The sequence below is a fragment of the Nocardia sp. Tas62D01 genome (genome assembly GCF_055232035.1).
Genome location: NZ_JBUYUZ010000001.1, coordinates 3049433 through 3064394 on the forward strand (window position 1 = coordinate 3049433; position 14962 = coordinate 3064394).

Sequence of the window (14962 nt, forward strand, 5' to 3'; positions counted from 1 at the left end):
CCACACTGTCCTGAGTTCGGGCGGCGCCGTGATGCCGAATTTTCTTGCGTTCGCCGTAGTGACGGGCCAGGACAGTGTGGGAGAAGTCGCATACGGGCGGCGTTGCGGGATGACCGTGGTCAGGGGTCGATAGACTCACAGGTATGGAAGCGGCCGACTGGGACGCGCGGTATGCGCAGGGTGAATTGGTCTGGGGCGCACCGCCGAACAGCACGGTGGTGGAGCACGTCTACGGGCTGGAGCGGCGCGCCCCGGTCCAGCCCGACGCCCCGGACGGTCTGCCGCGCGCCCTCGACCTCGCGTGCGGCGAAGGGCGCAACGCCCTGTGGCTGGCCACCCACGGCTGGCAGGTGCACGCAGTCGACTACTCGCAGGTAGGGATAGACAAGGGCCGCACCGTCGCGACGCGCCTGTCCCGCTCGGTGCGCAGCCGCATCACCTGGCAGTGCGCCGACGTCACCGACCTCGACGCCGCGGACATCCCCGGCCCCTACGAACTGGTGCTGATGGCCTTCCTGCACCTCCCCGCCGACCAGCGCCGAACCCTGGTCCGCCGCATCGCGGATCTGCTCGCCCCCGAAGGCACCCTGCTGATCCTCGGCCACGACACCACCAACCTCACCGATGGCTACGGCGGCCCCCAGGACCCGTCCATCCTCTTCACCCCCGACGACATCATCGCCGACCTCGGACCGGACCCCGACCGCATCCAAGTCCGCATCGCCGACCGCATCCTGCGCCCCACCGAGGACCGCGACGCCATCGACGCCCTCGTAGTCGCGACGAAAACAGCCACCGCCGCGCAGACAGCAGAACTGGAATCCCAAGCCGGCGAATGAACTCGGACCGTTAATTGCTGGCCGTTCCCCGTCCGCAGCAAACCCTCGCCGAACGCTCCGTCATCCGGTCGAGAGCGGATCTTCCTGCCAGCCAAGTCGCGCTCCTGGATCGAGTCTTGCCTCGTCGGTCGGTGAGAGTCCCACCGACGTCGGCTCGGACACTTCTCAGCGTCGCCTAGCTCGAATAAGAAGCCCAAAAGATGGGGAACTAGAAGTTCAAGTTATGGCCTTATCCCGACAGGCCGCCCCAGCGACGCAACCACGGCGTCACGGTCTCCGTGATCTCGGTGAATCCATTGCGGAACGAATGTGGTTGTCCTGCAATCACTTCGACGTGCGCGGCATCGGCGGGATCCGGCACGCCGAACGGATCGCGCGCACCGTTGATCACCACCACCTCGATGTCGCCGGTAGCCCGCAGCTCCTCGACCCGCGTGTTCTCCGGCTTACCCGGCGGATGCAGCGGAAACGACAGCGCGATCACCCCGCGCGTCCCGGCGGCCACCGCGGTACGGCACGCCACTCGCGCGCCATTGCTGCGCCCACCCTGGATGAGCGGAACCTTCTTGACCCGCTTGCGCAGGTCCGCGACGATCTCCAGCCACGCCTCGTCCTGCTTCACCGACGACCCGGGCGCGCGCCGTCCGGCGACCCGGTAGGGCTGCATCACCATGGCCACCGCGCCGCCCAGTTCCAGCGCGGCGTCCCGCACCGTCAGCAGGTCTTTCGCGTCGACACCGCCGCCGGAGCCGTGGGTCAACAGCAGCAATAAGGCAGGCTTGCGCGGCTTGTCGAACTCGATCTCGGCAGGTCCGGCACTCGTCTCGATTCGCACACCTCACGGTAGCGCTCCAGCAACCCACAAACATCGAGCGCAACGAGGCCATCGAGGGCCGGCGCGACCGATCCGGCAAACCCTCTGTACTCGTGCGCGGGCGCCGCGGCAATGGCCTCGAGTGTTGTTCGCGTCACATTGCCCGCTCGAGCCTTTGCCGCCCCATTACCGGCCGGTAATATGAGCCATAAGTTACCCGCGAGTAGCATGCGGAAAACCGGCACGGCTACCCGGTGGACGACAAACGGGCGGGAACGGCAACCAACCGACCGCACCAACTCAATGGAGAGTGAGTAACAGAGATGGGCCACTACAAGAGCAACGTCCGCGACCTGGAGTTCAACCTCTTCGAGGTGCTCGGGCTCGGTGCCCTGCTGGACGGCGACGCATACGGCGATCTCGACACCGCGACCGTCAAGGAGATGCTCAACGAGGTGCGTCGCCTGGCCGAGGGACCGCTGGCCGACTCGTTCGTCGACGGCGACCGCAACCCGCCGACCTTCGACCCCGAGACCCACACGGTCACTCTCCCTGAATTCTTCAAGAAGTCCTACCGCGCCCTCGAGGACGCGGGCTGGGCCAAGGTCGGCGTCCGCGAGGAGCTGGGCGGCCTCGGCGCGCCGAGAGCGGTCACCTGGGCGCTCGACGAAATGATCCTCGGCGCCAACCCGCCCGCTCAGTTGTACGCCGCGGGCGCGGGCTTCGCGCAGGTCTTCTACAACAACGGCACCGACGAGCAGAAGAAGTGGGCGACCATCATCGCCGACCGCAACTGGGGCGCCACCATGGTGCTGACCGAGCCGGACGCCGGTTCGGACGTCGGCGCGGGCCGCACCAAGGCGATCGAGCAGGAAGACGGCTCCTGGCACATCGAGGGCGTCAAGCGGTTCATCACCTCGGGTGACTCCGACGACCTCTTCGAGAACATCATGCACCTGGTGCTGGCCCGTCCCGAGGGCGCGGGCCCCGGCACCAAGGGTCTTTCGCTGTTCTACGTGCCGAAATACCACTTCGACTTCGAGACCGAAACACTCGGCGACCGCAACGGTGTCTTCGTCACCAACGTCGAGCACAAGATGGGCATCAAGGTCTCGGCCACCTGTGAGGTCACCTTCGGCGGCCACGGCGTGCCCGCCAAGGGCTGGCTGGTCGGCGAGGTGCACAACGGCATCGCGCAGATGTTCGACGTCATCGAGAACGCGCGAATGATGGTGGGCACCAAGGCCATCGCCACCCTGTCGACCGGTTACCTGAACGCGCTGGACTACGCCAAGCAGCGGGTGCAGGGCGCGGATCTGACCCAGATTTCGGACAAGGCCGCCCCGCGCGTCACCATCACCCACCACCCGGACGTGCGTCGTTCACTGGCTTTGCAGAAGGCGTACGCCGAGGGCCTGCGCGCCATCTACCTCTACACCGCCGCGCACCAGGACGTCGACATCGCCGAGCTGGTCTCCGGCGCCGACGAGGACATGGCCTTCCGCGTCAACGACCTGCTGCTGCCGATCGTCAAGGGCGTCGGTTCCGAGCGGGCCTACCAGTACCTGACCGAATCGCTGCAGACCTTCGGTGGCTCCGGCTTCCTGCAGGACTACCCGATCGAGCAGTACATCCGCGACGCGAAGATCGACTCGCTGTACGAGGGCACCACCGCCATCCAGGCGCAGGACTTCTTCTTCCGCAAGATCGCTCGCGATCGCGGCGTCGCGCTGGCCCACGTGGCCGGCCAGGTGCAGACGTTCATCGAGTCCGAGGCAGGCAACGGCCGACTGAAGGCCGAGCGCAAGCTGCTTGCCACCGCGCTCGAGGACGTGCAGGCCATGGCCGCCACCCTGACCGGACACCTGATTGGCGCCCAGCAGGACCCGAAGGAGCTCTACAAGGTCGGCCTCGGCTCGGTGCGCTTCCTGCTCTCGGTCGGTGACCTGCTCATCGGCTGGCAGCTGCTGCGTCAGGCCGACGTCGCCATCAAGGCCCTCGACAACGGCGCGACCGGCGCCGACGATGCCTTCTACACCGGCAAGGTCGGTGTGGCGCAGTTCTTCGCCCGCAACGTGCTTCCGGAGCTGACCGCCACCCGCGCCATCCTGTCGAACCTGGACAACGACATCATGGAGCTCGACGAAGCGGCGTTCTGAGCCTGCTATCCGGTCCGGATCGCCTGCTCGGCGTCGGAGTCCGCCTGCGAACGCAGGATGCCGTCGTGATTGTCCGTGACCATTCGACCAACGCCGAGATCGGGCGGACGGCGACCCAGCCATCGAACGGCCCCGATCGGATGACGCGCGCGGTCCCACAGCGCACGTGTCGCACAAATTAGAGCGCAGCGGGCACAATGTTGTCCGCAGACCGCGTGCGCCACATGAAAGGGACCGTCCGAATGAAACGATCGCTGTCCGCACTCGGCAGAGCTTGCGCCGTGGGAGCGGCCCTGTCCGTCGCATTAGCGGGGCCAGCCGTGGCCGACCCGAACAACGTGATTCCGATTCCGGTGATCAACGGCCAGCCGCGCGGACTACCGCGGCTGGCCGGACCGACCCAGGCGGTCTTCCAGATGACCGGGATGGACAGCCCCAATCGCACCGAGAAGGTCAATGTGCTCGGCGCCGATCTCGGTGTCATGTGGGACGACGGCGGCGGCCGGATGATCACCGCCTTCGGTGACAGCGCCGGGCTCGGCGTGCCCAATCTGCTCGCGGGCAGCATCTGGGCCTGGTCCAGCAACGTCCTGTTCCGCAGCACCACCAAGAACCCGGCGAACGGCATCATCTTCGACAGCGTGGTGACCAATCCGCTGCCGAGCCCGAAGATTCCGGGCATCGAAATCAGCCTGATACCGACCGCGGGCATCTCCGTCGGCGGCGTGCAGTACATGAGCATGATGTCGGTTCGGGAGTGGCGTGACCCCGGCAAGTGGGACACCAACTTCTCCACCCTCGCGGCTTCCGGCGACGACGGACAGACCTGGACCCAGCTGACCACCACCCGGCGCGCGAACGTGGACGGGCACGAGAAGTTCCAGCAGAACGCCTTCGTAAAGAACGCGGGCTACGTCTACCGCTATGGCACGCCCGCAGGTCGCGGCAATCCCGGATTCGTCTCGCGGGCAAAGGAAGCCGATATCGCCGATATCGATGCCTACGAGTATTGGGACGGCAAGGACTGGAAGCCGGGCGACGCGAAGACCGCCGCGCCGATCGTCGGCGATGTCGCCGAACTGTCGGTGATGTGGAACGACTACCTCGGCAAGTTCGTCATGCTGACCACCGACTCGACGAATTCGGTGGTCATGCGCACCGCACCGGCGCCAGAAGGGCCGTGGAGCGATGCGCAGGTACTCGTCGCCGGGCCCACGCTGCCGAGTGCATACGCGCCCATGATCTTTCCGTACCAGACCGGGCGGGATCTGTACTTCCTGTTGACGGTGCACAACCAGTACAACGTGGTGCTGATGCGAACGCCGTTGTAGGACAGACACGGTCTTGGCATTCACTCGCACTTGACGATTGGGATCGGGTCGTATTTCACCGTGCGGGTGTGGCGCGAAATTTCACGGCCCGTCTTGCGGTCGGTGATGACCCGGGTGTCGGACGTGGTGAAGCCCGGAGCGCCTTCGGAGGCGATGCAGTCCTTGCCCTTGGGGAGTTCGACGGTGTTGGGTTCGGTGGGCTTGGTGCGGTCGCCGGTAATGGATTCCACGGTCACGGTTTTGGTGCCCCAGAGCCGGACGGTGATTTCCGAATCGGTGGCGACGGTTTCGATGTAGATGCCGGCAGGGGTGTTGTTGCGGAACTCGAGATCGATCGCGCCGTCGAAGACGGTGGCCTCGCGGGCCTCGGGGTAGCGCGAGATGTAGTAACTGTGCTCGGTGTGGCCCGCGTCTTCGAGACCGGCGAAATAGGCGGCGTTGTACAGGGTGGTGGCGAATTGGCTGATGCCGCCGCCGACCGCCGTGCTCGGCCGCCCGTGGTCGATGATGCCGGATTCGACATAGCCCTCGGCGGTGCCACGGGGACCGGTGAAGTCGTTGAGCGAGAACGTATCTCCGGGCTTGATGACCGCGCCGTTCACCTTCTTGGCGACCACCCGGATGTTCACGCCGGACGGACCACTGAAGCCGTTGGTGGCGAATTGTCCCATCACCTCGGTGACGCCGAGCGCCTCGGCGGCCTCGGTGGTGAGCTTGGGATCGACCTTCTCGTAGACCGCCTGGGCGGTCCGTTCCTGCGGCGCCGCAACCAGATTCGGCAATTGCTCGAGCGTCTTCGCCCAGTTGATCTTGTCGCCGACGACTGCGGGAACCACCTTCGGCGTGCTACCGACCAGGTTGAAGGTCGCGTCCTTCGCCTCCACTTCGGAGGTGACCAGCTGCGGGCCCAGCAGTCCGGTCGCGACTTCCTGGTTGAAGGTCGCGGTGAGTCCGCCCTGGCCGTCGGGCGTGAAGGACAGGATGGCGGCTATCTGCTCGGGCTCCAGCTCTGCCGTTACGTCCTTGCCCGCGAACATGATCGGCGCGTGCACGGCGGGCTCGGCTACCTCGCGCAGCGCCCGATCGACGGCCTCCGGACGCACGGTCATCGGTGCGGCCGTCTCCGGCATATCGATCAGGGCGCCGAAGGCCCAGTTGTCGATCAGCGCGGCGCGGGCGGCGGGCACATCGAGCACCCGCCCAGGCACCGGCGGCACCGCGATGGCCTTGCCCTCTTCGAACTTGACGGTGCCCTCGACCGTCGGGCGGTCGTGCGCGCGGAACGTGTCGAGCTGGCGATCCAGCGCCGCGTTGTCGACCACGCTGGCGATCGGCACGGCGCGCGTGGTGAACAGCGACGTCAACCGAGTGATCGGATTGAGTGGCTGGGAGCCGATCCGCTGCCACGTGCTCGCCCAATCCACTTCGAGCCCTGCGGCATTGGGGAGCAGCTTGGTCTGTTCCTCGCCGATCAGAATCGGCAGTTCCTGGGTGGAACGGGTGCCGAGCACCGCACGCAGCCGGGTGTCCGCGGTCCCGGTGTCCAGGCCGCCGATGTCGACGCCCGCGACCTCGATGCCGCGCGGCACCTCGCCCGAGGACAGCAACAGGTCCGCCACGTAAACCAGTCCGGCTGCGACGATTACGGCGCCGACACCGATGCTTAGCCGTTTGGTGAGGGGCGATTTCAGGACCCCACTCGCCTTCGGCGGTTCCGCCGGTCTCGGGCGTCGGCTCCAGCGCTCGGTCGCGGCTTCGCTGACCTCAGGGCGCTGCCGCCGCGGCGGCCGCACCGGGGATGTTGCCTTCAGCGGCTGTGTCGCCGCCGAGTTGTCGTCCCAGGCGGGTGGCTTCTGCTCCGGGGAGCGGGCCGCCTCGAGGAGCTGACGTAGACCGCCCTCGCCCTCATGTCGGCCACGACTGCCACGCCCGGTGCGCGATTCGCTCATCACGAACCGTCCTCCCCGCTCGATTGAAAAGGGATCTCGCACGATGCGAGTTCCGCCAACGATGATGGTCTCTACCGACGTCCTCCGCGAGCGCAGATCTACAGCAAATCTCCTGCAAAGTATCGGGTAGAACATGGAAGGGCCCCGCGTAGTTGCCGGGTCGGGGGTCTGGCAACTACACGGAGCCGATTGGAATATCGGCATCGCGCATCGTGCGTTACACACTGAACCCGACCAGCCGTAATCCACGCCGGGCGCGACTCGATCGGACCGGCGCGGGACAATCGACCACGACTCTCGCCACAAGGCTTTGCACTCACGAGGGAGATGGATGGGTATGCAGCTCGGAATGATCGGCCTCGGTCGGATGGGCGCCAACATCGTCCGCCGGATCGTCAAGGACGGGCACACCGCTGTCGGCTACGAACGCAAGCCCAAGAACATCGTCGACCTGGTCGCGGAGTTGGGCAGCGCGAACTTCCAGGGCGCCACCGAGCTGAAGGACTTCGTCGGCAAGCTGGAGACGCCGCGCGTGGTGTGGGTGATGATCCCGGCGGGCGCCACCGGCGCGGTCATCGACCAGGTGGCCGAGGTGCTCGAGCCCGGCGACATCATCATCGACGGCGGCAACAGCCGCTACCACGAGGACATCAAGCGCGCCGAGCAGCTGAAGCCCAAGGGCATCCACTACCTGGACATCGGCACCTCCGGCGGCGTCTTCGGCCTCAACCGTGGCTTCTGCCTGATGATCGGCGGCGAGGCCGAACAGGTGGCATACCTCGATCCGCTGCTGAAGTCGATCGCGCCCGGCGTGGAGGCGGCCGAGCGGACGCCGGGACGCACCGGCGAGCCCTCCCCCGCTGAGCACGGCTATCTGCACTGCGGCCCGGCCGGTGCGGGCCACTTCGTGAAGATGGTGCACAACGGCATCGAATACGGCGCCATGCAGGCTTACGCCGAGGGCCTGAACATCCTGCACAAGGCGAATATCGGCGCGACGCACGACGCCCAGTTCTCCGCCGAGGAGACCCCGCTCGAGCACCCCGAGTACTACCAGTACGACATCGACATCCCCGAGGTGACCGAGGTGTGGCGGCGCGGTTCTGTGGTTGCCTCATGGTTGCTGGATCTGACCGCGACCGAACTCTATGCCGACCCGAACCTCGATTCCTTCGACGGTCGGGTATCGGATTCCGGCGAAGGCCGCTGGACCGTAGACGCCGCCATCGACACCGGCGTCCCCGCCCCGGTCCTCTCGGCCGCACTGTTCGCGCGCTTCTCCTCGCGCGGCGAATCGCTCTACGCGGACAAGATGCTCTCGGCCGTGCGCAAGGCGTTCGGCGGACACAACGAGCTGCCTTCGCACTAGCGCAAGGCTTTCACGGGGATGTGGGCTGCGACCTCGGTGGTGGTGACAGCCGGTGGGGATCATCCCCATCACTGATGTCACCATCGACGTGCCCTTCCTGCCCGCCCACCCGACCTTCGGCATGGGCGAACAGCACGGACGCCCGGGAAGCAGATGGATCACCGACGTGCCGCGGCAGGACGGTGTCGTCTACCAGGGCACCCGCATCAGCTACGGCGGCGCCACGTGCATCGGCGGGCTTCCCCGCGGCGGCCCGAGCTGCACCTCCAAGAGACACAGCTTCACCCTAGGCTCGAACGTCCAGATCAGCTGAGGCGTGATCACGCGATGACGAGCGCGACCAGCGTCGTGCGGTCACGGGTCCTCTGGTGGACCTTGGCTGTGCACCCAACCGCCGGCGGGCGAGATCGCCGCGCAGGGCTACCCGAATCGCGCCGTCTCAGACACAATGGACCCGACGACGACGTCCGCGGACAGCGATCCAGATAGTGGGGTAACGCCATGGTCGAGAAACATGCGGTGCGCAACGGCGAGGTCGACATTGCCGTCTTCGAGCAGGGCAACCCGGACGGTCCGACCGTCCTGCTGCTGCACGGCTGGCCCGACAGCCACCACCTGTGGGACAACGTCGTGCCGGAACTCACCGGCCGGTTCCGGGTGCTGAGCGTGGACAACCGCGGCCACGGCGAATCATCCAATCCACCGGGCACGAAGGCCATTTCGGTGGAGAACTTCGCGGCGGACTACGTCGCAGTGATCGAAGCACTCGGCAACGGCGAGCCCGTCCATGTGCTCGCGCACGACTGGGGCAGCATTGCGATGTGGGAGGTCCTCGCCCGGCCCGATGCCACACGGCTGGTCGCTTCGTTCACGTCGGTATCGGGTCCGAGCCTCGCACACACGGCGAGCTGGGCACGCAGCAGGCTGGCCCGGCCGACGCCACGCAATATCGCGCTGCCGCTGGCGCAGCTGGGGTCGTTCGCCCTACTCCGGCGTCTTCTCACTGCCGGTGCTGCCGCAAGCCGCTATCAAGTTCGGGATGAGCGAAGAGCGCTGGCGGAGTTGGCTTTCCGGCGCCGAGGGAGCAGCGCCGGAGAAGATTCAGCTGGCCCCGACATTCAAAGAGGACATGGCGAGCGGGCTGCGCATCTACCGCTCGACGTGGGCGTCGAATCCGCTGCGTTCCCGGGAACAGCACACCTCGGTTCCGGTGCAGATCATCATCGGCACGCGCGATCCCGCTGTCCGGCAGTCGAGTTACACCGACGAGGCCAACTGGGTCGACGAAGTGTGGTTGCGCGTGGTGAAAGGTGGCCACTGGCTACCGTTTTCGCATCCGCAGCTGCTCGCCTCGGCCGCCGTCGAGTTGATCGATACCGTGGCGGGCAAAGCGCCGACGCGAACGTTGCGGCGCGCGCGAATGGGAGTGCGGCGCAAGCCGTTCGAGGATCAGCTGGTGGTGATCACCGGTGGCGGCAGCGGGATCGGACGCCAGACCGCACTCGCCTTCGCCGCGGAGGGCGCCGAGATCGTGCTGTCGGACATCGACATCTTCGCCGCCGAAGCGACCGTCGCGCTGATCGTGCAGGCGGGCGGGCGTGGCCACGCCTATGAATTGGACGTCTCCGATGAGGAGGCGGTGCGCAAGCACGCCGAGGGCGTGATCGCCGAGCACGGCGTGCCCGATGTGCTGGTCAACAATGCGGGGATCGGGCAGGCCGGACGATTCCTAGACACCCCGTCCGAGGACTTCCAGCGGGTGCTGAACGTGAACCTGAACGGAGTTGTCAACGGCTGCCGCGCTTTCGGCGGACACATGGTCGACCGTGGCCTGGGCGGACATATCGTCAATCTGTCCAGCATGGCGGGCTACACACCACAGCAGGCATTCAGCGCCTACTCCACAAGCAAGGCAGCCGTTTTCATGTTCTCCGATTGTCTGCGCCGAATTGGCCGAGCACGGCATCGGCGTCAGCACGATCTGCCCGGGCATCGTGCACACCAATATCGTTCGCAACACCAAGATGTCTGGTGTCTCGGCCGAAGAAGAAGCGCGCAGGCAGGAGCGCTACGACCGCCTCTTCCAGCTGCGCGGCTACGGACCGGAGAGGGTGGCGAAGCAGATCGTCCGCGCCGTACAGAACGGCCGGCAGGTGGTCCCGGTGACACCGGAGGCGCGATTGCAATACGCCCTCAGCAAGCTCGCCCCCGGCCTGGGTCGGTTTGCCGCCGCGCGCGGCAGCCTGGTGCGCTGAACCGATCCTCGTAAGTCTCACCGCTTTTCGGTGGTCGTAGAGGTCGTGTATCGAGCTTCGATCCACAGCACGTGGAAGGTGTCACCGATACGAAACCCAGCGGTCGCGTTCAAGCCATTCCGGGATCTGCGGCTCGAACTTCCAGGTGGCATTCGGTTGCATGACCGAATGCCACCTTCCTGGACGCCGGTGTCAGGACTAGCGCTCCAGGATCGCGACGACGCCCTGGCCGCCCGCGGCACAGATGGAGATCAGCGCGCGGCCGGATCCCTTCTCCGCCAGCATCTTCGCGGTCGAGGCGACGATGCGGCCGCCGGTCGCCGCGAACGGGTGGCCCGCCGCCAGCGAGGAGCCGTTGACGTTGAGCTTGCTGCGGTCGATCGAGCCGAGCGCGCCATCCAGACCCAGCCGCTCCTTGCAGTAGGCGTCGGACTCCCATGCCTGCAGGGTCGCGAGCACCACGGAGGCGAAGGCCTCGTGGATCTCGTAGTAGTCGAAGTCCTGCAGCGTCAGGCCATTACGGGCCAGCATGCGCGGCACCGCGTAGGTGGGCGCCATCAGCAGGCCGTCGGGGCCGTGGATGTAATCGACCGCGGCGACCTCGCTGTCCACCAGGTGCGCGAGCACCGGCAAGTTACGCTCGGCGGCCCATTCCTCGCTGGACAGCAGCACCGTCGAAGCGCCGTCGGTCAGCGGGGTCGAGTTGCCCGCGGTCATGGTGGCGTCGCCCGCCTTCACTCCGAAGACCGGCCTGAGGGTAGCCAGCTTCTCGACTGTGGAGCCGGGACGCAGGTTGTCGTCACGAGTCAGGCCGAGGAACGGGGTGATCAGGTCGTCGAAGAAGCCACGGTCGTAGGCGGCGGCCATGTTCTTATGCGACAGGTAGGCCAGCTCGTCCTGCGCCTGGCGTGCGACGCCGAATTCCTTGGCGGTGATGGCGGCGTGCTCACCCATGGACAGTCCGGTGCGCGGCTCGGCGTTGCGCGGGATCTCGATGCCGAGCATGCCCGGGCGCAGCCGGCCGACCAGCTTGAGGCGGTCCATGTTGGTCTTGGCGCGATTGGCGTCGAGCATCCACTCGCGCATGCCCTCGCTGACACCGATCGGCGCGTCGGAGGTGGTGTCGGTGCCGCCGCCGACGCCCGCCTCGATACGACCCGCGGCGATCGCGTCACCGACGGTGACGATCGCCTGCAGGCCGGTGCCGCAGGCGAGCTGCAGGTCGTGGGCCGGGGTGTAGGGGCTGAGCTTGCTGCCGAGCACGCTCTCGCGGACCAGGCCGTGCTCGCCGACGCGCTTGAGCACCGCGCCGCCGACAACCATGCCGAGGCGCTCGCCCTGCAGGTTGAAGCGGCTGACCAGACCGTCCAGTGCGGCGGTGAACATGTCCTGGTTGGAGGCGTGGGCGTAGGCCTTGTCGGAGCGCGCGAACGGAATCCGGTTGCCGCCCACAATCGCAACCGGGCGCGGGGCCTTCTTGACGATGGTCTTCGCCGAACGGGCTTTGGTTGTCACTCGAGTCTCCAGGTCTCGTCGGGGGTGTCCGGCGCCCCGTGTCCACACAGAAGTTCTCCGCGCAGATCGGCGCCCCGGCGCGTTGATTTACATTAAACTTACTCTGGAGTAAGTTTGTTGTCGACACCGTACCCGCGCAACCGCGTAATTTCGCCTCGGGACGTGCAGTAATAGAGCAGAACCGGTCGGCCCGCAGCCACCGGCGAGTCGAGTACTTACACGAGACAGAAAAGGGAGAAACAGTGGCAGCGAGCAAGAGCAAGGGTGCTCCCAATCTCTACGGATCGTTCGTACACTCCGCCCCCGGCCAGTTCCTGGCGAGCAAGCTCGGCCTGCCGCAGCCGGAGAACCTGCGCCGCTACGTCAGCGGTGAGCCGCCGCTGCCCGGCCCGGTGTTGCTCGGCGGCAAGGGCCGGGTCGCCGAGCCCGTGCGCACCCTGCTGTCGGACTACACCTTCGCCGACGCGCCGAGCCAGGGCACCAAGTATGGCGCGCTGGTCTTCGACGCGACCGGCATCGGCTCGGTCGAGGACCTGTCACAGCTGTTCGCGTTCTTCCAGCCGGCCATGCGCAGCGTCGCCGCGTCCGGTCGCATCGTGGTGATCGGCACCACCCCCGAACTCACCGCGAGCGTGGACGAGCACATCGCCCAGCGTGCACTGGAGGGCTTCACCCGCAGCGTGGGCAAGGAACTGCTGCGCGGCGCCACCGCACAGCTGGTGTACCTGCACCCGGAGGCAGCCGCGACCGCGACCGGCCTGGAATCCACGCTGCGCTTCCTGCTTTCGGCCAAGTCGGCGTTCGTCGACGGCCAGGTCATCCGGGTCGGCAAGGACGACGCGGTGGCCCCGGCCAGCTGGGACAAGCCCCTCGAAGGCAAGGTCGCCGTGGTCACCGGTGCGGCGCGCGGTATCGGCGCGACCATCGCCGAGGTGTTCGCCCGTGACGGCGCCACCATGATCGTGGCCGACATCCCGGCCGCCGGTGAGGCACTATCGGCCACCGCCAACAAGGTCGGCGGCACCGCGCTCGCGCTGGACGTCACCGCGCCCGACGCCGCGGAGAAGCTGGCCGAGTTCGCTACCGAGCGCTTCGGCGGCATCGACATCGTCGTGCACAACGCCGGTATCACCCGCGACAAGCTGCTCGCCAACATGGACGAGGGACGCTGGAACTCGGTCATCAACGTGAACCTCGCAGCGCCGCACCGCATTACCGAGGGCCTGGTGGCTCGTGGCGCGCTGAAGGAGGGCGGCCGCGTGATCGACGTGTCCTCCATCGCGGGTATCGCGGGCAACCGCGGCCAGACCAACTACGGCACCTCCAAGGCCGGTGTCATCGGCATGGTCAACGCCGAGGCGCCGAAGCTGGCCGAAAAGGGCATCACCATCAACGCCGTCGCGCCCGGCTTCATCGAGACCGCGATGACCGCGGCCATCCCGCTGGCCACCCGCGAGGCCGGTCGACTCATGAGCTCGCTGCTGCAGGGCGGCCAGACCTTCGACGTCGCCGAGACCATCGCCTACTTCGCCAGCCCGGCGTCGAATGCGGTGAGCGGCAACATCGTTCGGGTCTGCGGGCAGAGCCTGATCGGAGCATGATGACGCAGATGATCACGCTGACCGAACTACCGAAGAACAGCAGCCTGTTCGTCAAGGCCGCGCTCGGCGCGGTGCCGGTGCCGCTGATCTCGGCACGCAAGTCGACGCTGCCGGATCGGGCCGTCCAGCTCGACGGCCTCCGGGTCGATCCGGATCACCTTGCCGCATACTGCCGGGCGACCGGGCTGCGGTTCGGCGACTCGCTGCCGCTGACCTATCCGTTCATCCTCAGCTTCCCGCTGGCCATGCAGCTGGTGGTGGCCCGCGACTTCCCGTTCGTCGCGGTGGGTGCGGTGCACGCACAGAACCTGATCGAGCGCACCCGCGAGATCTCGGTCAGCGAGCCACTGGATTTCAAGACGCACATCGAGAACCTGCGTGAGCACCCGAAGGGTCTGCTCGTCGACGCGATCACCGAGGTGAGCGTCGGGCGGGAGCTGGTGTGGCGGCAGGTCACCACCTTCCTGCACCAGCAGCGCACCTCGCTGTCGGGTGGGCCGAAGCCGGAACCGAAGCCGGACGAGGTTCCGCCGCCACCGCTGCGCACCGTGCGGGTGGATCAGAAGACGATCACCCGGTACGCCGCGGCCTCGGGTGATCACAACCCGATCCACACCTCGATGTTGGGCGCCAAGGCTTTCGGCTTCCCGAAGCCGATCGCGCACGGCATGTGGTCGGCGGCGAACATCCTCGGCAATATCGAGGGACGTATCCCGGAGAAGACCACCTACGCGGTGAAATTCGGCAAGCCGATCCCGCTGCCGTCCACGGTGAACGTGTACGCGGATCACGTCGGCGGAGGTTGGGATCTGGCGCTGCTCCATCCGAAGAAGGGTTACCCGCATCTGACGGCCACCCTGCACTGAGTCTGCTGGACTTCCGCAATCGAAGCCGCACTCCGATTCCTGCGAATCAGGGTGCGGCTTCGGCATTTTCGGCTTAGGTCATGCCGCGCGGCAGCTCGGATCCGTGCGCCAGTTCAGGTGCGGCGCACCGCCTCGGTTCCCGCAGACCAGCTTTGCTCCGGTGCACCAGCTCGGCTCCGGTGCATCAGTACACCTCCTGCGGGCTAGTTCTGCGCGCCGTCTCGGCCTCGCACACCAGGTTCGACCCTCGCACATCCACGCACT

10 protein-coding genes and 1 pseudogene are annotated in these 14962 nt (G+C 66.8%); 8 read left to right on the top strand and 3 right to left on the bottom strand.

The features are described 5' to 3' along the window. The first annotated feature begins 143 nt into the window (after positions 1 to 143). Positions 144 to 839, top strand: coding sequence for a class I SAM-dependent methyltransferase (locus ACV7NQ_RS15015; protein ID WP_463360224.1), 696 nt, complete (start codon positions 144 to 146; stop codon positions 837 to 839). Between the two features lie 229 nt (positions 840 to 1068). On the opposite strand, the gene ACV7NQ_RS15020 is transcribed toward ACV7NQ_RS15015, so the two are convergent. Beyond that, entirely contained in the window at positions 1069 to 1674 is a 606-nt protein-coding gene (locus ACV7NQ_RS15020; protein ID WP_463360225.1) for an alpha/beta hydrolase family protein, read from the bottom strand. A gap of 302 nt (positions 1675 to 1976) precedes the next feature. Here ACV7NQ_RS15020 and ACV7NQ_RS15025 point away from each other — a divergent pair, with 302 nt between their 5' ends. Further along, positions 1977 to 3812 (top strand): acyl-CoA dehydrogenase, encoded by a 1836-nt coding sequence (locus ACV7NQ_RS15025; RefSeq protein WP_463360226.1) that lies wholly within the window; start codon positions 1977 to 1979, stop codon positions 3810 to 3812. A gap of 242 nt (positions 3813 to 4054) precedes the next feature. Beyond that, positions 4055 to 5143, top strand: a complete 1089-nt coding sequence (locus ACV7NQ_RS15030) for a DUF4185 domain-containing protein (protein ID WP_463360227.1) — start codon at positions 4055 to 4057, stop codon at positions 5141 to 5143. Between the two features lie 20 nt (positions 5144 to 5163). Here ACV7NQ_RS15030 and ACV7NQ_RS15035 read toward each other — a convergent pair whose 3' ends face one another. After that, positions 5164 to 7092: a VanW family protein gene (locus ACV7NQ_RS15035; protein ID WP_463360228.1), complete on the bottom strand. Its 1929-nt coding sequence runs from the start codon at positions 7090 to 7092 to the stop codon at positions 5164 to 5166. A 337-nt stretch (positions 7093 to 7429) separates the two neighbouring features. Between ACV7NQ_RS15035 and gnd the strand changes: the two genes are divergently transcribed. From gnd to ACV7NQ_RS15050, 3 genes and pseudogenes are all read left to right on the top strand, one after another. Then, on the top strand, positions 7430 to 8461 hold the full coding sequence (gnd, locus tag ACV7NQ_RS15040; RefSeq protein WP_463365671.1) for a phosphogluconate dehydrogenase (NAD(+)-dependent, decarboxylating): 1032 nt from the start codon (positions 7430 to 7432) through the stop codon (positions 8459 to 8461). A gap of 52 nt (positions 8462 to 8513) precedes the next feature. Continuing rightward, positions 8514 to 8774, top strand: a complete 261-nt coding sequence (locus ACV7NQ_RS15045) for a hypothetical protein (protein WP_463360229.1) — start codon at positions 8514 to 8516, stop codon at positions 8772 to 8774. A gap of 188 nt (positions 8775 to 8962) precedes the next feature. Then, positions 8963 to 10716 (top strand): annotated as a pseudogene (locus tag ACV7NQ_RS15050) (SDR family oxidoreductase). A gap of 198 nt (positions 10717 to 10914) precedes the next feature. Here the strand turns inward: ACV7NQ_RS15050 and ACV7NQ_RS15055 are convergent. Continuing rightward, positions 10915 to 12231 carry an acetyl-CoA C-acetyltransferase gene (locus ACV7NQ_RS15055; RefSeq protein WP_463360230.1) on the bottom strand — a complete coding sequence of 439 codons (1317 nt, stop codon included), beginning with the start codon at positions 12229 to 12231 and terminating at the stop codon, positions 10915 to 10917. 242 nt (positions 12232 to 12473) lie between these two features. On the opposite strand from ACV7NQ_RS15055, the gene ACV7NQ_RS15060 reads away from it, so the two are divergent. Both ACV7NQ_RS15060 and ACV7NQ_RS15065 read left to right on the top strand, forming a co-directional pair. After that, complete coding sequence (locus ACV7NQ_RS15060; protein WP_463360231.1) at positions 12474 to 13832, top strand: 3-oxoacyl-ACP reductase; 1359 nt, start codon at positions 12474 to 12476, stop codon at positions 13830 to 13832. Next, the gene (locus tag ACV7NQ_RS15065; protein ID WP_463365672.1) at positions 13832 to 14698 is read left to right on the top strand and encodes a MaoC/PaaZ C-terminal domain-containing protein; all 867 of its coding nucleotides are present in this window, start codon (positions 13832 to 13834) and stop codon (positions 14696 to 14698) included. The genes ACV7NQ_RS15060 and ACV7NQ_RS15065 overlap by 1 nt, the downstream gene beginning before the upstream one ends. The last annotated feature ends 264 nt before the right edge of the window (positions 14699 to 14962 follow it).

Coding starts and splice junctions, on each gene's coding strand:
- gnd (WP_463365671.1), top strand. CDS start 7,430: ATGCAGCTCGGAATGATCGGCCTCGGTCGGATGGGCGCCAACATCGTC.
- ACV7NQ_RS15065 (WP_463365672.1), top strand. CDS start 13,832: ATGACGCAGATGATCACGCTGACCGAACTACCGAAGAACAGCAGCCTG.
- ACV7NQ_RS15030 (WP_463360227.1), top strand. CDS start 4,055: ATGAAACGATCGCTGTCCGCACTCGGCAGAGCTTGCGCCGTGGGAGCG.
- ACV7NQ_RS15035 (WP_463360228.1), bottom strand. CDS start 7,092: ATGAGCGAATCGCGCACCGGGCGTGGCAGTCGTGGCCGACATGAGGGC.
- ACV7NQ_RS15025 (WP_463360226.1), top strand. CDS start 1,977: ATGGGCCACTACAAGAGCAACGTCCGCGACCTGGAGTTCAACCTCTTC.
- ACV7NQ_RS15015 (WP_463360224.1), top strand. CDS start 144: ATGGAAGCGGCCGACTGGGACGCGCGGTATGCGCAGGGTGAATTGGTC.